Origin of the sequence: Pseudomonas citronellolis (assembly GCF_029335315.1) — a bacterium.
Classification (GTDB): Bacteria; Pseudomonadota; Gammaproteobacteria; order Pseudomonadales; family Pseudomonadaceae; genus Pseudomonas; species Pseudomonas citronellolis_A.
This window is the reverse complement of sequence record NZ_JARJLT010000004.1, coordinates 22,903-41,258: the sequence shown is the minus strand read 5'-3', so window position 1 is coordinate 41,258 and position 18,356 is coordinate 22,903. Positions and strand designations below refer to the sequence as shown.

15 protein-coding genes are annotated in these 18,356 nt (G+C 69.5%); 9 read left to right on the top strand and 6 right to left on the bottom strand.

All coding sequences use genetic code 11. The features are described from left to right. Window positions 1-97 precede the first annotated feature (97 nt). Window positions 98-1,126, bottom strand: coding sequence for an AraC family transcriptional regulator GliR (gene gliR, locus P3W75_RS00230; RefSeq protein ID WP_276225358.1), 1,029 nt, complete (start codon window positions 1,124-1,126; stop codon window positions 98-100). Window positions 1,127-1,250: 124 nt separating this feature from the next. Between gliR and P3W75_RS00225 the strand changes: the two genes are divergently transcribed. The 6 genes from P3W75_RS00225 to P3W75_RS00200 all read left to right on the top strand — a co-directional run bounded on the left by P3W75_RS00225 (window position 1,251) and on the right by P3W75_RS00200 (window position 9,036). Beyond that, window positions 1,251-2,846, top strand: a complete 1,596-nt coding sequence (locus P3W75_RS00225) for an FAD-binding oxidoreductase (protein ID WP_276225357.1) — start codon at window positions 1,251-1,253, stop codon at window positions 2,844-2,846. A gap of 4 nt (window positions 2,847-2,850) precedes the next feature. Further along, window positions 2,851-4,437 (top strand): glycerol-3-phosphate dehydrogenase/oxidase, encoded by a 1,587-nt coding sequence (locus P3W75_RS00220; RefSeq protein WP_276225356.1) that lies wholly within the window; start codon window positions 2,851-2,853, stop codon window positions 4,435-4,437. Window positions 4,438-4,453: 16 nt separating this feature from the next. Continuing rightward, window positions 4,454-6,013 (top strand): FGGY-family carbohydrate kinase, encoded by a 1,560-nt coding sequence (locus P3W75_RS00215; protein WP_276225355.1) that lies wholly within the window; start codon window positions 4,454-4,456, stop codon window positions 6,011-6,013. A 56-nt stretch (window positions 6,014-6,069) separates the two neighbouring features. Further along, window positions 6,070-6,975 (top strand): lipid kinase YegS, encoded by a 906-nt coding sequence (gene yegS / locus P3W75_RS00210; RefSeq protein ID WP_276225354.1) that lies wholly within the window; start codon window positions 6,070-6,072, stop codon window positions 6,973-6,975. A 124-nt stretch (window positions 6,976-7,099) separates the two neighbouring features. Next, window positions 7,100-8,029 carry a chemotaxis protein CheV gene (locus P3W75_RS00205; RefSeq protein WP_276225353.1) on the top strand — a complete coding sequence of 310 codons (930 nt, stop codon included), beginning with the start codon at window positions 7,100-7,102 and terminating at the stop codon, window positions 8,027-8,029. A 197-nt stretch (window positions 8,030-8,226) separates the two neighbouring features. Further along, entirely contained in the window at window positions 8,227-9,036 is an 810-nt protein-coding gene (locus tag P3W75_RS00200; RefSeq protein ID WP_276225352.1) for an MOSC domain-containing protein, read from the top strand. Window positions 9,037-9,156: 120 nt separating this feature from the next. Here P3W75_RS00200 and P3W75_RS00195 read toward each other — a convergent pair whose 3' ends face one another. The 3 genes from P3W75_RS00195 to P3W75_RS00185 all read right to left on the bottom strand — a co-directional run bounded on the left by P3W75_RS00195 (window position 9,157) and on the right by P3W75_RS00185 (window position 13,527). Further along, window positions 9,157-10,041 carry a DUF2950 domain-containing protein gene (locus P3W75_RS00195; protein WP_276225351.1) on the bottom strand — a complete coding sequence of 295 codons (885 nt, stop codon included), beginning with the start codon at window positions 10,039-10,041 and terminating at the stop codon, window positions 9,157-9,159. A 13-nt stretch (window positions 10,042-10,054) separates the two neighbouring features. Next, complete coding sequence (locus P3W75_RS00190; protein WP_276225350.1) at window positions 10,055-11,497, bottom strand: DUF3300 domain-containing protein; 1,443 nt, start codon at window positions 11,495-11,497, stop codon at window positions 10,055-10,057. A gap of 101 nt (window positions 11,498-11,598) precedes the next feature. Continuing rightward, entirely contained in the window at window positions 11,599-13,527 is a 1,929-nt protein-coding gene (locus P3W75_RS00185; RefSeq protein ID WP_276225349.1) for a transglycosylase SLT domain-containing protein, read from the bottom strand. A 196-nt stretch (window positions 13,528-13,723) separates the two neighbouring features. Between P3W75_RS00185 and P3W75_RS00180 the strand changes: the two genes are divergently transcribed. Together P3W75_RS00180 and P3W75_RS00175 are read left to right on the top strand one after the other, a co-directional pair. Then, entirely contained in the window at window positions 13,724-15,628 is a 1,905-nt protein-coding gene (locus tag P3W75_RS00180) for an ATP-binding cassette domain-containing protein (RefSeq protein ID WP_276225348.1), read from the top strand. Window positions 15,629-15,696: 68 nt separating this feature from the next. Beyond that, window positions 15,697-16,380, top strand: coding sequence for a DUF6901 family protein (locus P3W75_RS00175; RefSeq protein ID WP_276225347.1), 684 nt, complete (start codon window positions 15,697-15,699; stop codon window positions 16,378-16,380). Window positions 16,381-16,413: 33 nt separating this feature from the next. Here P3W75_RS00175 and P3W75_RS00170 read toward each other — a convergent pair whose 3' ends face one another. Beyond that, a complete protein-coding gene (locus P3W75_RS00170) occupies window positions 16,414-16,854 on the bottom strand; it encodes a universal stress protein (protein WP_276225346.1) in 441 nt (146 codons plus the stop codon). Between the two features lie 66 nt (window positions 16,855-16,920). On the opposite strand from P3W75_RS00170, the gene P3W75_RS00165 reads away from it, so the two are divergent. After that, window positions 16,921-17,358, top strand: coding sequence for a hypothetical protein (locus tag P3W75_RS00165; protein ID WP_276225345.1), 438 nt, complete (start codon window positions 16,921-16,923; stop codon window positions 17,356-17,358). A gap of 21 nt (window positions 17,359-17,379) precedes the next feature. Here the strand turns inward: P3W75_RS00165 and P3W75_RS00160 are convergent, their stop codons facing one another. Continuing rightward, a complete protein-coding gene (locus P3W75_RS00160; RefSeq protein WP_276225344.1) occupies window positions 17,380-18,186 on the bottom strand; it encodes a hypothetical protein in 807 nt (268 codons plus the stop codon). Window positions 18,187-18,356: the final 170 nt, after the last annotated feature.

Here is an 18,356-nt window from a genome sequence, read left to right as displayed (position 1 = left end):
TAACCGTTCGCGGTTATCCGCCGACACACCGAAGCCACAGGCCAAGCGGTGGATAACGCCCTAGGCGTTATTCGCCCTACGTTCCGGGAGCGTTCGCTCAGCCCGCCGCCGGCCGATGGCGCTGGCGGTACTCCCCCGGCGTCTCGCCGGTCCAGCCCTTGAAGCTGCGGTGGAACGAGCGCGACTCGGTGAAGCCCAGGTACTGGGCGATGTCCTGGATCTGCAGGTCACTGTGCAGCAGGTAGTGCTCGGCCAGTTCCTGGCGCAGCGCGTCGAGGATCTGCTGGTAGCTGGTGCCGGACTGTTGCAGGTGGCGCTGCAGGGTGCGCACGGTCATCGCGAAGCGCTCGGCCACGCGCTCCTTGCGCGGCAGGCCGTCCTTCATCAGCAGGCGCAGGGCGTTCTTCACCCGTAGCGGCAGCGGCTCGTCATCGTCCAGTTCGGCCATCAGCGCCAGGGCGTGTTCTTCCAGGGTGCGCAGCAGGTTCGGGTCGGCCTGGCGCAGCGGGAAACCGAGCAGCGCCAGCGGCACCAGCAGCGCGCTGCAGGGCTGTTCGAAGCGCACCGGGCAGCCGAACAGCCGCTCGTATTCGGCCAGCTCGGTGCCGGCCGGCTGCGCATGCTCGAACCAGACTTCCTGCGGCGAGCCTTCGAAATCGGCGATCCAACGCGCGTACAGCAGCCAGGAGGCGAGCACGTTCTCGACCATGTGGCGGCGGATTTCGGCGCCCTGGTGACGGCAGCTCCAGACCAGGCGCACGTGGCCGTCACCGGGCTCGACGCGGCTGGTGCCCATGTCCCCGACGAGTTTCTCGTAGGGCATGATGCGGCTCATGGCGTCGCCCAGGGTGGCGCAGTTCATGGTGATGTAGCCGAGCACGCTCCACGAGCCGGGCTGCACGAAGCGTGCGGCGTGCAGGCCGAACAGCGGGTCGTCGGCGTGCTGGCAGAAGTGCCCGAGCAGCCGTTCATGGGCTTCGCTGGGCAGGCGCTGGCTGTTGTCGGCCAGTTGCGCGCGGGTCAGCTCGGCGGCGCGCAGGGCGGCGTCGACGTCCAGGCCCAGGTGTTCGGCCTGGCGCAGGTATTTGAGCAGGGCGGGTACGGAGGTATAGCCGAGGGCGTGCATGGGGCGCTCTTGTTCTGGTGGCTCTATTGGCGACTGGCGCTGTCCCGATCCGACAGTGACAGGGTCGGGCGGCGGACTAGTATAGGCAGCCATTGCGAGCGACCGGAACAGGAGCACGGCAGGCATGCGACGCTGGAATGGCTGGGGTGAGGAAACGACGGCGATGGAGTTGCCCGCGACGGGCCGCGAGTTTCTCGCCGGGGAGATCGGTGCCGGCAGCGCCTTGCCCGACGCCAGTCTCGACAGCGTGCTGGCGCGGGTGCCGGCGTCGCGCCTGGACGAGCACCCGCTGGTGGTGCGCGAGCCGCTGGACCGCCTGCTGCATGCGCGCGGCCAGAGCCTGGCGGACTGGCTGGCGATGCGCGAGGGCGACTTCGGGCGCTTCCCCGACGGCGTGGCCTACCCGCAGAGCGCCGAGCAGATCCGCGAGCTGCTGCGTTACGCGCAGGAGCGCGACTGCCTGCTGATCCCCTATGGCGGCGGCACCTCGGTGGCCGGGCACATCAACCCGCCGGCGGCCGACAAGCCGGTGCTGACGGTCTCCCTGGAACACATGAACCGCCTGCTGGAGCTGGACGAGGAAAGCCAGCTGGCCACCTTCGGCCCCGGCGCCAACGGCCCGCAGGTGGAAAGCCAGCTGCGCGCACGCGGCTACACCCTCGGCCACTTCCCGCAATCCTGGGAGCTGTCGACCCTCGGCGGCTGGGTCGCCAGCCGTTCCAGCGGCCAGCAGTCGCTGCGCTACGGGCGCATCGAGCAGCTGTTCGCCGGCGGTACCCTGGAGACCTTCGCCGGGCCGCTGGAAATCCCGACCTTCCCGGCGTCCTCCGCCGGCCCCGACCTGCGCGAGCTGGTGCTGGGTTCTGAAGGGCGCTTCGGGATCATCTCCTCGGTGAAAGTGCGCGTCTCGCGGCTGGCCGAGCAGGAGCGCTTCTACGTGGTTTTCCTGCCGTCCTGGGAGCAGGGGCTGGCGGCCATCCGCCGCCTGGGCCAGGCGCGGGTGCAGCTGTCCATGCTGCGCTTGTCGAACGCCATCGAGACCCGCACCCAGCTGACCCTGGCCGGCCACCCCGGGCAGATCGCCTGGCTGGAGCGCTACCTGAAGTGGCGTGGCGCGGGCGAGGGCAAGTGCATGCTGACCTTCGGCGTCACCGGCAACCGCGCACAGAACGCCGCTTCGCTGAAACTGGCGCGGCGCCTGCTCAAGGACTTCGGCGGGGTGTTCACCGGCACCCTGCTGGGACGCAAGTGGGAAGCCAGCCGCTTCCGCTCGCCGTACCTGCGCGAGACGCTCTGGCAGGCCGGCTACGTGGTCGACACCCTGGAGACCGCCACTGACTGGAGCAACGTCGACAACCTGCTCACGCGCATCGAGGCGAGCCTGCGCGACGGCCTGGCGGCGGAGGGCGAGCGGGTGCACGTGTTCACCCACCTGTCCCACGTCTACGGCGAAGGTTCGAGCATCTACACCACCTACGTGTTCCGCCCGGCGGCCAGCTACGCCGCCACCCACGAACGTTGGCGCCGGCTCAAGGAAAGCACCAGCCGGGTGATCGTCGACAACGGCGGCACCATCAGCCACCAGCACGGCGTGGGCCGCGACCACGCGCCCTACCTGGCGACCGAGAAGGGCGAGCTGGGCATGGCGACCCTGCGCGCGCTGGCCAACCACTTCGACCCGGCCGGGCGCCTCAACCCCGGCACCTTGCTGCAGGACTGACGCCATGAGCGCCTGGAACGCCACCTGGCGCCGGGAGGCACTGGCCGAGCTGGCGGCGCACGACTGGGACCTGATCGTGGTCGGCGGCGGCATCACCGGCGCCGGCATCCTTCGTGAGGCCGCGCGGCGCGGCTGGCGCTGCCTGCTGGTCGAGCAGCGCGACTTCGCCTGGGGCACTTCCAGCCGCTCGTCGAAGATGGTCCACGGCGGGCTGCGCTACATCGCCAAGGGCCAGCTCGGCCTGACCCGCGACTCGGTGCGCGAGCGCCAACGCCTGCTCGGCGAGGCGCCGGGGCTGGTGGAACCGCTGAGCTTCATCATGCCGCACTACCGCGGCGGCTTCCCCGGGCCGAAGGTGTTCGGCGGCCTGCTGGCGCTGTACGACGCCCTGGCCGGGCGCCGCAACCACCTGTATTACCCGCTGCAGCAGTTGCGCTACCTGGCGCCGGGGCTGAAGGAAGACGGCCTGCTCGGCGGCACCCGCTTCGCCGATGCCGTGGTGGACGACGCGCGCCTGGTCATGCGCGTGCTCGACGAGGCCCGCGCCGACGGCGGCGAGGCGCTCAACGGCCTGCGGGTGCTGGAACTGTCGCGCGAAGGCGGAAAGGTGACTGGCCTGCTCGCCGAAGACAGCGAAGGTGCCGGCCGCTTGCATTTCCGCGCCCGTGCCGTGGCTCTCGCGACCGGCGCCTGGGCCGACCGGTTGCGCCGCGTGGAAGGCGACGAGCACATCCGCCCGTTGCGCGGCAGCCACCTGCTGTTGCCGGCCTGGCGCTTGCCGGTGGCGCACGCCTTCAGCTTCATGCACGCGGCGGACAAGCGTCCGGTGTTCGTCTTCCCCTGGGAGGGCGCGACCGTGATCGGCACCACGGACCTCGATCACCGCGAAAGCCTCGACCAGGACGCACGCATCAGCGCCGAGGAAGTGGACTACCTGCTCGCCGCCTGTGCACAGCAGTTTCCCGGCGCGCATATAGGCGCTGCGGATATCCGCTCGACCTGGGCCGGCGTGCGCCCGGTGGTCAGCTCGGGCCATCCGTCGAAAAAGCCTTCGGACGAAAAACGCGAACACGCGCTGTGGATCGAGCCTGGCTGCGTGACCCTCGCCGGCGGCAAGCTCACCACTTTTCGCCTGCTGGCGCTGGAGGTGCTGCGTACCTGCGCGCCCATGCTCGGCCGCGAAGTGGCGGAAGAGCCGGGCACGGTGTTCGGCGAGCCGCCCGCCGTCGAACTGCCCGGCCTCGGGCCGCAACCGCTCCGACGCCTCGCCGGCCGCCACGGCCGCAACCTGCCGCAGCTGGCGAGGCTGATCGAGGCGGTCGGCGGCGGGCGGGTCGGCGACAGCGACTGCCTGTGGGCCGAACTGGCCTGGGCGGCCGAGGGCGAGCTGGTGCTGCACCTCGACGACCTGCTGCTCCGGCGTACCCGCCTGGGCCTGCTGCTACCCGCCGGCGCCGCCGCCGAACTGCCGGCGATCCGCGCACTGTGCCAGCCGCGCCTGGGCTGGGACGACCAACGCTGGGCGCGCGAAGAACAGGACTACCTGGACCTCTGGCGACGTTGCTACAGCCTGCCGGGCAAAACCGAATAACAAGAAGGACCGCACCTTGAGCGAACAGAGCTACCTGCTGGCCATCGACAACGGCACCCAGAGCGTGCGTGTGCTGCTCTTCGACCTCGCCGGCAACCTGGTCGGCAAGGGCAAGGTCGAGCTGGAGGCCTACTATTCGACCCAGCCCGGCTGGGCCGAGCAGGACCCGGAATACTACTGGACCAAGCTCGGCGAGGCCTGCGCGCTGTTGTGGGCGCAGACCGGCGTCGATCGCCGCCTGATCCGTGGCGTGTCGCTGACCACCCAGCGCGGCACCGTCATCCACGTCGACGCCCAGGGCAAGCCGCTGCGCCCGGCGATCCTCTGGCTGGACCAGCGCCGCGCCGAGGTCGAGGGGCGCATCAAGGGCCCCTGGGGCTGGCTGTTCAAGCTGGCCGGCGCCGAGGGCGCGGTGGACTACTTCCGCAGCCAGGCCGAGGTGAACTGGGTGGCGCAGCGGCAGCCCGAGCTGCACGCCGCCACGCACAAGGTGCTGCTGCTTTCCGGCTTCCTCACCCAGCGTCTCTGCGGGCGCTTCGTCGACTCCCTGGCGTGCAGCGTGGCCTACCTGCCGTTCGACTACAAACGCCTGAAATGGGCTGCCCCGCGCGACTGGAAATGGCAGGCGGTGACGGTCCGTCAGGAGCAGTTGCCGGAGCTGTTCAAGCCTGGCGAGAAGCTCGGTGAGATCAGCGCCGAGGCGAGCCGCCACACCGGCATCCCCGAAGGGCTGCCGCTGATCGCGGCGGGCGCCGACAAGGCCTGCGAAGTGCTCGGCGCCGGAGCCATCGAGCCGAGCGTGGCGTGCCTGTCCTACGGCACCACCGCGACCATCAACACCACCCGCTCGCGCTACCTGGAAACCATCCCGCTGATCCCGCCGTACCCGGCGGCGATCCCCGATCATTTCAACACCGAAGTCATGATCTACCGCGGCTTCTGGATGGTCAGCTGGTTCAAGCGCGAGTTCGGCCTGCGCGAGATGCAGCGCGCCGCCGAGCTGGGCGTGGAGCCGGAGAAGCTGTTCGACGAACTGGTCGAGCAGGTGCCGCCCGGTTCCATGGGCCTGATGCTGCAACCCTACTGGACGCCGGGTATCCGCGAACCGGGGCTGGAAGCCAAGGGCGCGGTGATCGGCTTCGGCGACGTGCACACCCGCGCGCACCTGTACCGCGCCATCCTCGAAGGCCTGGCCTACGCCCTGCGCCAGGGTAAGGAGCGCATCGAGAAGCGCTCCGGCACCCACATTGAACGCCTGCGCGTGGCCGGCGGCGGCTCCCAGAGCGACGCCGCCATGCAGCTGACCGCCGACATCTTCGGCCTGCCGGCGGAGCGCCCGCACGTCTACGAGGCGTCCGGCCTGGGCGCGGCCATCGACTGCGCGGTGGGCCTGGGGCTGTACCCGGACTTCGCCAGCGCCATCGCCGGCATGACCCGCGTCGGCCAGGTGTTCCAGCCGCGCGCCGAGGCGCAGCGCACCTACGAGCGGCTCTATCGCGAGGTCTACCAGCGCATGTACCGCCAGCTGAAACCGCTGTACCAGAGCATCCGCGAGATCACCGGCTATCCCGCCTGAACTTCCGCCCCGGCGTCGATGGTCCATAGTGAACGGACCTGACTGGGGGAAAGGACATGGCGAAACCCGAAGCGCTGCTCATCCTGCACGGCAAGCAGGCGGCCAACGACGAGGTGCGCGCGGCGGTGCTGGCGCGCCGCGACGCCGGCTGGCGCCTGGACGTGCGCGTGACCTGGGAGGAGGGCGACGCCGAACGCCTGGTGGACGAGGCGCTGGCCGCCGGCTACCCGACGTTGATCGCCGGCGGCGGTGACGGCACCGCGCGCGCTGTGGCCGAGGCGCTCTACCGCGGCGGTGCCGCGGCGAGCCTGGCCCTGCTGCCGCTGGGCACCGCCAACGATTTCGCCCGCGCCGCCGGCGTTCCGCTGCAGCCGGACGCCGCGCTGGCGCTGCTGGAGCAGCCGGCGCGCAGCGTCGATCTGGGCGAGGTGCAGGGGCGGGTGTTCCTCAACATGGCCACCGGCGGCTTCGGCTCCACGGTCACCGCCAACACCTCGGAAGACCTGAAGAAGGTGCTCGGCGGCGCCGCCTACCTGCTCACCGGGCTCAGTCGCTTCTCCGAGGTGCACGCGGCCCAGGGGCATTTCCACGGGCCCGGCTTCGACTGGCGCGGTGAATTCCTCGCCCTGGGCATCGGCAACGGCCGCCAGGCCGGCGGCGGGCACCCGCTGTGCGCCCAGGCGCTGGCCGACGACGGCCTGCTCGACATCGGCATCCTGCCGGCGCCCGGCGACATGCTGGCGACCCTCGGCACCTTGCTCGGCAGTGGCGGCGATCTCCAGGAGTTGATGGTGCGCGCGCGCTTGCCGTGGGTGGAGCTGGAAGCCGGCGAGGGGCTGGCGATCAACCTCGACGGCGAGCCGCTGGAGGCAAGCCGGGTGCGCTTCGAGGTGCGTCCGGCGGCGCTGCGCCTGCACCTGCCGGCGGATTCGCCGCTGCTGGGCGCGGCGCCAGCGGAATAGCCGCGCCGCCCGACGGGGCTGGCCGGCTGCGGTCAGCTGAGGCATGATGGCGCCGCGCCAGTATCTTGTCGACGGAATCCCGGCCGATAGCCCTGACGCTATTCACCCGACTTCAGGAGCAGGCATGGCCGGCATTCTCGACAGCGTCGATCAACGCACCCAACTGGTGGGCCAGAACCGCCTGGAAATCCTGGTGTTCCGCCTGGCCGGCCGGCAGCAGTTCGCCATCAACGTGTTCAAGGTCCAGGAAGTGCTGCAGCTGCCGCGCCTGACCCTGATCCCGCAGCGCCACCCGATGATCTGCGGGGTGATCAACCTGCGCGGGCAGACCCTGCCGGTGATCGACCTGTCCCACGCCATCGGCATGCGCCCGCTGCGCCCGGAAGAGCGCAACACCATCATCGTCACCGAGTACAACCGTTCGGTGCAGGCCTTCCTGGTCGGCGGCGTGGAACGCATCCTCAACCTCAACTGGGAGGCGGTGCAGCCGCCGCCCAGCGGCGCCGGGCGCCAGCACTACCTCACCGCGATCACCCGGATCGAAGATCGCCTGGTGGAAATCATCGACGTGGAGAAGGTGCTGGCCGAGATCGTGCCGATGAACACCCGCGTCTCCGCCGAACGCCTGGACGGCGACCTGCTGAGCCAGACCAGCGGCCGCGAGGTGCTGGTGGTGGACGACTCCAGCGTCGCCGTGACCCAGTTGCGCGACACCCTGGGCCAGCTCGGCCTGAAGCTCCACGTGGCCACCGACGGCCTGCGCGCGCTGCGCCAGCTGCAGGCCTGGGCCAACGCCGGCGAGGACCTCGACGAGAAGCTGCTGATGGTCTTCACCGACGCCGAGATGCCGGAAATGGACGGCTACCGGCTGACCACCGAGATCCGCAACGACCCGCGCCTGCGCGACCTCTACGTGGTGTTGCACACCTCGCTGTCGGGCAGCTTCAACGAGGCGATGGTGCGCAAGGTCGGCTGCGACGATTTCCTTTCCAAGTTCCAGCCGGACCAGTTGGTGGAAGTCGTGCGCCGGCGCCTGGAGAAGCTTCCGGCCTGAACCGCGACCGCGCGTAGGGCGAATAACCGTTCGCGGTTATCCGCCGTCGGCCGCGACGCCAGCGTCCCAATAGAGCGGCGGATAACGCTGTAGGCGTTATGCGCCCTACGGGCTGCGCGACGGTGCTGCGCCGATTGCTCGGCGTCGATTCGCGCCGTATAACGGCTTCTTTGCCCCGCAACAAGGAAGCCGCCCCCATGCTCACCCTCAGCGAGCTCTACCGTTATCCGGTGAAATCCACCCGCTACGAAGCCCTCGAGTCGGTCCGCCTGGACGCGCTGGGGCTGGAGGGCGACCGCCGCTGGATGGTGGTGGAGGCGAGCAACGGGCGTTTCCTCACCCAGCGCCTGTTGCCGCAGATGGGCCGCATCGAGGCCCGCTGGCAGGACGACGGTCGCGCCCTGCGCCTGCGCGCGCCGGACATGGACGATCTGCTGGTGGCGGTGCCGGGCGTCGACGAGGCACTGCGCGGCGTGACCATCTGGCGCGACATCCTCCAGGTGCCCGACGCCGGCGACCTCGCGGCCGACTGGCTGAGCCGCTTCCTCGGCCGTGACTGCCGCCTGGTGGCGATCCCCGAGCAGCGCGCGCGCCAGGTCGATACCGCCTACGCCGCGCCGGGTGAGAAAGTGCATTTCGCCGACGGCTTCCCGCTGCTGCTGATCGGCCAGGGCTCCCTCGACGATCTGTCGGCGCGCGTCGGCCAGCCGCTGGAGATGCTGCGTTTCCGCCCCAACCTGGTGGTGCTGGGCGCCGAGCCCTACGCCGAGGACGGCTGGAAACGCATCCGCATCGGTGACGTGGAGTTCCGCGTGGCCAAGCCCTGCGGGCGCTGCATCCTCACCACCATCGACCCGGAGACTGGCGAACGCAACGCCGAACGTGAACCCCTGGCGACCCTGCTGAAGTACCGCCAGGTGGACGGCGAGGCGCTGTTCGGGCAGAACCTGGTGGCGCTCAACCGTGGCGAACTGCGCCTGGGCATGCCGGTGGAAGTCCTCGAGTAACACGACTTCTGCGCTGCGATCCTGGTCCAGCGGCGTATAACGCGGAGCGTTATACGCCCTACCCAAAGTTCAAGTCTGGCGTAGGGCGTACAACCGTTCGCGGTTGTACTCCGACACGTCTCACTGGTCGGCAGGGTCCTTCACCTCGGTCCAGCTGCTGTCCGGGTCGAAGGCCTTCATGGCCAGGGCCAGCTTGGCGCTGTCCGGCCCCAGGTCCTTCTCGAACACCTCGCCGTCGTGGCTGATCATGAACGACATCACCCCGCTGTCGCCGTAGCGCGCCGGCCAGGCGACCACGGCGAAGCCGCGGGTCATGTGCCCGCCGATCCGGTAGTCGTAGGCGCCACCGGGCGCCGACGGGCCCTGGGCGGTGAGGATGCGGTAGTGGTAGCCGTGCCATTCGCCGCCCGGCTTGGCGTCGCCGAACAGCGGGCCGAGCGGGCTTTCCTCGACGCCGGGCTGCTCGGCCCAGTACAGGCCGTCGAACTTGCCGTCGCTGCTCTGGAACTTCTGCGCGTATTCGAGCAGTCCATCGTTGTTGCGGTCGACCGACGCGTAGTCCATCTGCGCGTCGTGGTAGGCCTGTACGGCCTGGATGGTGGCCAGTTCGTTGCGGCCGATGCGGCGCTCGCGAATCTCCTCGACGCTGCCCTTGGCGTCGAACGCCCAGCCCTGTTTGTCCTGGCGCAGCACCAGCGGCAGGGTCCAGCCGTCGTTGCCGACCACCAGGTGGGCGCGCTTGTCGCCGTCGTCGTGGATGGCGTGCTTCTGCTTGTACAGGTCGAGGAAGGCGTCGACGTCCTTGCGCTCGATGTTCTTCACCGGGATGTAAGTCTGCCAGTCGTCGCCGAGCAGCGTAGCGAGGCGCTGGGCGTCGGCGTGCTCGGTGCCGAGCGCGGCGACGAAGGCCGCGGCGGCCTCGTCCGGGGTCTTGAAGGCTTGCTGCGCCTGGGCCAGCGGGGCGAGCAGCAGGCAGAGCAGGGCGATACGCGGGGTACGGGTCATGGCGAATCTCCTCTCAGCGTCTCGACCGGCCGCCGCGCGATATCGCCGGGGCGGAGCGTTGCACCGGGCGACCGGCGGCCTGCATGCGCCCGCCGCCGCCGGAGCGCGCGCTGGCCCGGCTGAGCTGCCCGCGTTCGCTGCTGGCGCGTGCCTGGCGCGGGTTGCGGGCGTCGGCGAAGGCGTTGTTGCGCGGCCCCTGGTTGCCGGCGAAGCGTTCGCGCGCCTGGCGCTGGGCTTTCAGGTTGTCTGGCGCGCGCTCGCGGGCGCGGTTGCCGGCCTGCTCGCGCTGGCGCAGGTTATTGTCCTGGCGCAGCTTGGGTTCCTGGCGCATCTCGCGGCTGGCGCTCTGCGCGCGTTCGAGCGCCTGGCGGTTGTTCGCTGCCGGCGCCGCCACGCCGTGTTTGCTCAGGCTCTGCCGCGCGCGCTCCCGTTCGGCGGCGCGCGGGTCCTGGCCGCGCAGGGCGACGCGCTGGTCGGCGCCGGCCAGGCGGCGGTCGAAGCGCTGCTGGTTGACCTGGCCGCGATAGGGCACGCCCTGGCGGTAGGCCGGGTTGTGCTGCCAGGTGCGCTGGCTGGCGTCGATGCGCCGGTTGACGTTGATGTTGTTGTAGCGGTTCACGTCGATATCGACGTCGCCGTGGCCCCAGTCGCAGTCGCCCCACAGCGAGGCGACCGCGGCGACGCCCACGCCGAACGCCAGCCCGGTCGCCAGGCCGGTGGCCACCGGATACTCCGGCGGCGGCGGGTAGTAGGTCGGCGGATAGGCCGGCGCGGGCCACTGGCCATAGACCACGGTGGGGTTGTAGCTGGGCACGTAGACTACCTGCGGGTCGGCCGGCTCGATGACGATGGTCTGCGCCGGCGCCGCTACCTGGGTCGTGGTTTGGCTGGGCGCGGCCTGCTGCACCGTCACCTTCTGCTGCGGGCCGGACTCCAGGTTGCCGGCCGCCTTGGCGCGCTGGCGCAGCGTTTGCACGCTCTGCATCACGGCGTCGGGCTGGGCCAGGAAGGCGTCGCCCACGCGCTGCACCCAGGCCGGGTCCTGGCCCATCAGGTTCAGCACCGCCGGGAAGGCCACCAGCGACTGCACGCTGGGGTCCCAGGGCTGGTCGGCCACCTGGCGCACGGCGTCGTCGCCCTTGGCGTCGGGGTGGGCCTTGGCCCAGGCCACGGCATCGGCGACGTTCCCGGGGTAGGTCGCGGCCATCAGCACCTGCGCTAGCAGCGAGTCGGGGTAGAGGGCGATGGGCGCGAGCATCTGCTCCAGCTGCTCGGCGCTGAACACGGCTTCGGCAGGCGCCGGGGCGGCTGGTTCGGCGGCCGCCGGAGCGGCTTCGCTCGGGGCGGACGCCGGCGCCGGGGCGCTCGGGGCAGCGGCGTCGGCAGCGTGCAGGGAGAGGCTGGCGAGGGCCAGCACGGCGAAGGTCAGGGCGGTGCAGTGATGGAGTGGACGCATGGCGCATCTCCCGCGAGGCAGCGGCAATCGCTACCCGGAGCAAGATGCCCGGGCGCCCCTGCAAGCATAGGCGCCCGGCGGAAATCTGCGCTTGCCGCGGCTCAGAGCTCGTCGAAGAAGCGCTCGTGCCAGTCCACCAGCGGTTGCGGCACGCCGATCTTCTGCCCGTAGATCACTGCGTAGGACAGTACGTTCTGCACGTACTGGCGGGTCTCGTCGAAGGGGATGCTTTCCACCCAGACGTCGAACGACAGGTGGCGGGCGTCCTTCAGCCACTGGCGCACGCGGCCGGGGCCGGCGTTGTAGGCGGCGGTGGCGAGCACGCGGTTGCCGTTGAACTGGCCCTGCACCTGGCTGAGGTAGGCGGCGCCGAGCTGGATGTTGACGTCCGGGAGGATCAGCTGCTGCGGCCCGGCCAGGGGAATGCCGAATTTCTTCGAGGTTTCCTTGGCGGTGGCCGGCATCAGCTGCATCAGCCCGGTGGCGCCGACGCCGGAACGCGCGTCGGCCATGAAGGCGCTTTCCTGGCGGGTGATGGCGAACACCCAGCTGGGGTGCAGGTCGCGGTTGCGCGCCTCGCGCAGCAGGCTGTTGCGGTGCGCCACCGGGAAGCGGATGTCGAGGTCGTCCCAGTACTGCGCCTGGCTGATGGCGCGGATGGCCGGGAAGTACCACTGCATGTCGTAGGCCATCTTGGCCTGGGCCAGCAGTTCGTCGTGGCTGAACACGCGGGCGGCGTAGTACCACTCGCGGCGCGCGCTGATGACGTCGCCGCGGGCGTAGAACTCCAGGGCGCGGCGGGTGCTGGCGGCGTTGCGCACGCGCTGCATCACCTGCGGGCTGATGTTCACCGGGCGGTTGTTCAACTGGTAGGGCGCGTTGATCCGGTCGGCGGCGAGGAAACCGTAGAAGTCGCGCTCGCGCGCCAGCGGCCGGTACAGCGCCATGGCCTGCGGGTTCTGTGGCTGGGCCAGCTGCAGGGTGCGCGCCTGCCAGTAGCGCCAGCGGTTGGTCTCGGCGAGGTCCTTGGGCAGCTGGCGGGTCAACTGGTAGGCGTCTTCCCAGCGGCCCAGGCGCATCAGCAGGCGCAGGCGCCATTCGGTGACGGTGTTGTCGCGCAGCTCGGGGTCGTAGCGGGTCATCAGCGGCAGGGCGCGGGCGTCATTGCGACGCGCCAGGCCGAGGCCGATCTGGCGGGCGATGTTGACCTTCTCCTCGGCGGTGAAGGGCAGGCTGCTTTCATAGTGGTCGAGCAGGTCCAGCGCGCGGTCCGGCTCCTGTTTGGCCAGGCGCCGCAGGCCCAGGCCGACGACGTCGGCCATGGCGTGGGTGCGCAGCTCGAAGCGCCCGGTCTGGCTGAGCTGGGCCGGGTTCTGCGCCACCTTGACCATCAGCTCGCCGAGGCCGCCGAGGGTCGGCAGGCGCAGCGAAAGGTTGCTGGCCAGTCCGTAGTTGCCTTTCTCGGCGGCCAGCTTCAGGCGCTTCCAGACCATGTCTTCGGTGAGCTGGCCGTCGGCCTGCCAGAGGCCGAACAGGGTGTCGCAGGCGTCGGGCTGCGACTTGCCCACCAGCCACAGCTTCTGCGCGGTCTCGTAGCCGGCGGTCTTCTGCCCATGGCTGAGCTGGTACTGGCCGTACAGGCAGTCCAGCTCGGTGAAGTTCATCTTCGGGTCGTAATAGTTGAGGAAGGTCTTCCAGTCCTCGCGGTCGGCCAACTGGCGCAGCCAGCGCAGCTTCAGCCAGTTGATCTGCGGCAGGTCGCCGTGCTCGGTGAGGAAGCCCTCGATCGCGGCGTCGCTGGCGCTTTTCAGACGGTTGGTCAGGTCGTCGTAGCCCAGGTAGGGTTCCAGCGGATAATCCGCCAGCGCCTGGCGGTAGCGCAGGTACGGGCCGTTGTCGTTGCGCGCCAGGGCGGCCTTGGCTTCGTCGTACATCTGCCGCTGCTGGGTCAGCGACGCGGCCTGCGCCGGGAGGGCGCTGGTCAGGGAGAGGAACAGGTAGGAAAGCAGGAGAGTGAGGCGACCGCGCATGAGTCTTCCGGGCTGGTGATTCGTGGCGCTGTCTGGACCGCGCCGATAGGCACAAGCTTAGCTTGTTGCGCGGCGGCGGCGGAAGCGTCGCGGAACTACCGTCGGGCACAAAAGATGACAGCGCCAGGCTCGCGCAACGCTCTGACTTTTTTCGACTTTCCCTTACACTGCGGCCCCAGTTTTCCGGAGATGCCCCATGACCCTGCTGAAGTTCACCGATGTGTCCCTTGCTTTTGGCACCACGCCGCTGATGGACAAGGTGTCCTGGCAGATCGAAAGGGGCGAGCGGGTCTGCATCATCGGCCGCAACGGCACCGGCAAGTCGAGCATGCTCAAGCTGGTGAAGGGCGAGCAGATGCCCGACGACGGCGAGATCTGGCGCGCCCCGGCGCTGAAGATCGGCGAACTGCCGCAGGAACTGCCGGTGGCCGACGAGCGCAGCGTCTACGACGTGGTGGCCGAAGGCCTGGCCGGCGTCGGCGAGCTGCTGGCGCGCTTCCATCACCTGAGCATGCACATCGAGACCGAGGACGACCTGACCCAGCTGGCGCGCGTCCAGCAGGAACTGGAAGCCCGCGACGGCTGGCGCCTGCAGCAACTGGTGGAAACCACCCTCACGCGCCTGCAGCTGCCGGCCGACAAGACCCTGGCCGAGCTCTCCGGTGGCTGGCGCCGCCGCGTGCTGCTGGCCCAGGCGCTGGTCGCCGAGCCCGACCTGCTGCTGCTCGACGAGCCGACCAACCACCTGGACATCGGCGCCATCGCCTGGCTGGAAGAGGCGCTGGCCGGCTTCCCCGGCGCGGTGCTGTTCATCACCCACGACCGCGCCTTCCTGCAGGCCGTGGCCAACCGCATCCTCGAACTCGACCGCGGCCATCTGATCGACTGGAAGGGCGACTACGCCAGCTTCCTGGTGCACAAGGAGCAGCAACTGGCGGCCGAAGAGGCGGCCAACGCGCTGTTCGACAAGCGCCTGGCCCAGGAAGAGGTGTGGATTCGCCAGGGCATCAAGGCCCGGCGTACCCGTAACGAAGGTCGCGTGCGCGCGCTCAAGGCGATGCGCAACGAGCGCGCCGAGCGCCGCGAGCGCACCGGCAAGGCCAGCTTCCAGCTGGAGTCGGCGGAGAAGTCCGGCAAGCAGGTGATCGTGGTCGAGAAGGCCAGCTTCGCCCATCCCGGCGGCGAGGCGCTGATCCGCGATTTCTCCCTGGTGCTGCAACGCGGCGACCGCATCGGCCTGCTCGGCGCCAACGGCACCGGCAAGACCACCCTGCTCAAGCTGCTGCTCGGCGACCTGCAGCCGACTTCCGGCAGCGTCAAGGAAGGTACGCGCCTGGAAGTGGCCTATTTCGACCAGTTGCGTCACCAGCTGGAGCCGGAAAAAACCGTTATCGACAACATTTCCGAAGGCCGCGAGTTCATCACCATCGAAGGCCAGAACCGCCACGTGCTGAGCTACCTGGGCGACTTCCTGTTCACCCCGCAGCGCGCCCGCACGCCGGTCAAGGCGCTGTCCGGCGGTGAACGGGCACGCCTGTTGCTGGCCAAGCTGTTCAGCAAGCCGGCGAACCTGCTGGTGCTCGACGAACCGACCAACGACCTCGACGTGGAAACCCTGGAGCTGCTGGAAGAAGTGCTGCTGAGCTTCCCCGGCACCGTGCTGATGGTCAGCCACGATCGGGAATTCCTCGACAACGTGGTGACCAGCACCCTGGTGTTCGAAGGCGAAGGCCGCGTCCGCGAGTTCGTCGGTGGCTACAACGACTGGCTGCGCCAGGGCGGTTCGCCGCGGCTGCTCGGTGTGGGCGAGGAGAAGGCCGCCAAGGCCGCCCCCGAAGCCGCCCCGGTCGCTGCGGCGCCGGTTGCCGTGGCCGAAGCGCCGAAGAAGAAGCTCAGCTACAAGCTGCAGCGCGAGCTGGAAGCGATTCCCGGGGAGATCGAGGCCCTGGAGACGCAACTGACCGGCGTGCAGGAAGAAATGGCGGCACCCAGCTTCTACCAGCGCCCGGCGGAGGAAACCCGCGCGGTGCTGGAGCGCCTGGAGAGCCTGCAGGCGGAACTGGACCGGCTGATCGAGCGCTGGGCCGAACTGGAAGAGTGACCCGACCCGGCGGGCGAGGCCCCGGGAAGCTGCCGCTGCGGCGGTAATCGGTGAGTTGGGGATGGTCCATGGCAATCGAGTACCGCATCAATCTGGATGACGAACACGCCTTCAGCTATCGCATCGAGCTGGAGCGCAGCTTCGACCGCGAGCAGGCCGCCGCCGCGCCGCCCTGGACGCGCCTGGAGCACAACCAGTGCAGCAACTGTCCGCTGTCCCGCGAGCAGTACCGCAACTGCCCGGCGGCGGTCGACCTGCACCGGGTGATCGAGGATTTCCGCGGCCTGCCGGCGGTGAAAAAGGTGGATGTGCTGGTGCGCACGCCGGAGCGCGAGTACCGCAAGCAGGTCGGCCTGGAGGAGGGCCTGCGGGCGCTGCTCGGGGTGATCATGGCGACCAGCGCCTGCCCGCTGCTGGGGCGACTCAAGCCGATGGCGCAGCAGCACCTGCCGTTCGCCAGCAACCAGGAATTCATTACCCGCGCGGTGTCGCTGTACCTGATGCGCCAGTATTTCAACTATCGCGAGGGGCGCCACGCCGACTGGGAGCTGAAGGGGCTGGTGCGTCTGTACCAGCAACTGCAGCTGGTCAACCAGGCGTTCTGGCAGCGCATCCACGAGACCTGCGTGGGCGACTCCAACCTCAAGGCCTTCCTCAGCTTCTTCTCGATGTCCTCGAGCATGAGCTATTCGCTGGAGGCGCAGCTGCAGAAGGTCCGCCCGGCGCTGATGAGCGGCGGCGAGGTATTCTGAGCGGCCGCGCCCGTGGTGGGCGCGGCCGGTTTTTCACTCGGTTTTCTGCAGGCGCACGGCCAGCACGTCGCAGGGCGCACCGTGCAGCACATCGTTGGCGGTCGAGCCGAGCAACAGGGCCAGGCCGTGGCGGCCATGGCTGCCGACGATGATCAGGTCGCAGCCCTGTTCCTTGGCCAGGCGGTGGATCTCCTGGCGTGGCTGGCCATAGACCAGGTGGCTCTGGGCGATGGAAACCTGCGGGTAGCTGAGGGTGAACTGGTGCATGCGCTCCTTGGCCTGGTCGAACTGCTGTTGCTGCAGCATCGACAGGTCCATCGGCACGTCGCCACCGAAGGCCATGGCCATGGGCTCGACCACATGCACGGTGGAGAGCCGCGCCTGGGCGCTGGCGGCCAGCGCCACGGCGCGCTTCATCACCGGATCGCATTCGTCGGTGAGGTCCACGGCGACCAGGATGTGTTGGTAGGGCATGAGCGTCTCCTCCGGGGGACAGTTATGAAGACAAGTATGGCCCTTCGGGCCGGGGTATACCTGAATATGACAGTCTGGTGGACGATACTGCTCCTGGCGCTGGTGCTCAGCCCGCTGGCCTGGCTGATGCCTTCGCGCGGGCAGCGCGGGCAGATGGACCTGCGCCTGCAGGCGCGGCGCCTGGGCCTGGCCATGCAGATGGCGCGCCAGGAGTGGCCGCACTGGCTGCAGCGGCAGCCGCCGCAGAGCTGTGCGCAGTACCACCGCGGCCGCAGTCGCGGACGCAAGGACGACTGGCGCTACTGGCAGAGCGAGGCGGGCGTGTGGCTGGACCGCTGGCGCGAGCCCTGCGCGGACGCCGAACTGCTCGCCGACCTGGCGACGCTGCCGGCGGACGTGTACATGGTCGAGGCGTCCGCGCAGTTCATTGCGCTGTACTGGGGCGAGCGCGGCGGCAGCGACAACCTGCAGCGGGTCGCCGATTTCCTCGCGCGGCGCGCCTGAGCGCCGGCCGGCTGGCCGCATTCAGAGCTGCGCCGCGGCGTAGGACCCGGAGACCTGCTCCAGGTCGGCGATGATGCCGTCGGAGTACTTGTCGATGAGGAAGGGCACGTTGCTCTGCGCGGCGCCCTGCAGGGACTTCTCGATGAACCGCCACTTGGTGGCGATGGCCCGCAGCTCGCGGCCGATCTCCGGGCTGGTCTGCGGCGCCTGCTGCAGCTGCAGCAGGTTGATGGTGAAGCGGTTGGTCAGGTCGTCGAGGGGCTGCTGGTCTTCGCTGCGCACCGGGTTCGCGCCGACCGAGGCGTTGCGTGATACGTAATTCCAGGTGATCGACTGCATCAGCAGGCTCTGCTCGCGGCTCTGCTGGGTGAGCGGAGGCACGATTTGCCCGCTGTCCTTCTGGATACCGTCATAGAGCTGCTCGGCGGTGTCCAGCAACTGGCTGTTGCGGCTGGCCAGGTCGCCCAGGGGCTGGAAGTCGTTGTAGCCGTTCTGCTTCTGCGCCTGCAGTTGCTGCTCCAGGGCCTGGCGGTAGGCGGCCCACTGTTCCTGCAACTTGCCCTTGAGCTGGGTGGAGGCGCCGCCGGGCATCGAGCCCAGGCGCGCCAGCGCGGCGTCGGCTTCGGCCGTGGAGCTGCTGACCAGGCCGGCGTAGCGCGGGTCGCCTTCCATCGCGTTGAGCAGGAACAGGTCGCTGAGGCTGCGCTGGGCGGCCAGGCGCATCTGATGCAGCGCCAGCAGGTCGCCGGCGGGCTCGGCGCGAGCCAGCAGGGGCAGGGCGGACAGCACGAGCAGGGACAACAGGCGGGCCAGCGGGCGGCATGGCATGGGCGCGTCTCCTTGGGGCCGTTGGGCTTCTTTTTGTTGTTCTTTGCGGCGCTCGATCCGCGAGCGGCTCGCCGGACTCTACCCCGCGCTCGTCGGATTTTCCAGCCACTGTCTGTACGACCGTTCCAAGGTCCGGCGGCGGGGCGATGGGTTTCCTGAATGGTGCCCGA

Bases quoted from the DNA above. Each gene is read 5' to 3' on its own strand.
- P3W75_RS00200 (WP_276225352.1), top strand. From the start codon at position 8,227: ATGCTCACCCTCAGCGAGCTCTACCGTTATCCGGTGAAATCCACCCGC.
- gliR (WP_276225358.1), bottom strand. From the start codon at position 1,126: ATGCACGCCCTCGGCTATACCTCCGTACCCGCCCTGCTCAAATACCTG.
- P3W75_RS00170 (WP_276225346.1), bottom strand. From the start codon at position 16,854: ATGCCCTACCAACACATCCTGGTCGCCGTGGACCTCACCGACGAATGC.
- P3W75_RS00185 (WP_276225349.1), bottom strand. From the start codon at position 13,527: ATGCGCGGTCGCCTCACTCTCCTGCTTTCCTACCTGTTCCTCTCCCTG.
- P3W75_RS00205 (WP_276225353.1), top strand. From the start codon at position 7,100: ATGGCCGGCATTCTCGACAGCGTCGATCAACGCACCCAACTGGTGGGC.
- P3W75_RS00225 (WP_276225357.1), top strand. From the start codon at position 1,251: ATGCGACGCTGGAATGGCTGGGGTGAGGAAACGACGGCGATGGAGTTG.
- P3W75_RS00165 (WP_276225345.1), top strand. From the start codon at position 16,921: ATGACAGTCTGGTGGACGATACTGCTCCTGGCGCTGGTGCTCAGCCCG.
- P3W75_RS00180 (WP_276225348.1), top strand. From the start codon at position 13,724: ATGACCCTGCTGAAGTTCACCGATGTGTCCCTTGCTTTTGGCACCACG.
- P3W75_RS00220 (WP_276225356.1), top strand. From the start codon at position 2,851: ATGAGCGCCTGGAACGCCACCTGGCGCCGGGAGGCACTGGCCGAGCTG.
- yegS (WP_276225354.1), top strand. From the start codon at position 6,070: ATGGCGAAACCCGAAGCGCTGCTCATCCTGCACGGCAAGCAGGCGGCC.
- P3W75_RS00190 (WP_276225350.1), bottom strand. From the start codon at position 11,497: ATGCGTCCACTCCATCACTGCACCGCCCTGACCTTCGCCGTGCTGGCC.
- P3W75_RS00195 (WP_276225351.1), bottom strand. From the start codon at position 10,041: ATGACCCGTACCCCGCGTATCGCCCTGCTCTGCCTGCTGCTCGCCCCG.
- P3W75_RS00175 (WP_276225347.1), top strand. From the start codon at position 15,697: ATGGCAATCGAGTACCGCATCAATCTGGATGACGAACACGCCTTCAGC.
- P3W75_RS00160 (WP_276225344.1), bottom strand. From the start codon at position 18,186: ATGCCATGCCGCCCGCTGGCCCGCCTGTTGTCCCTGCTCGTGCTGTCC.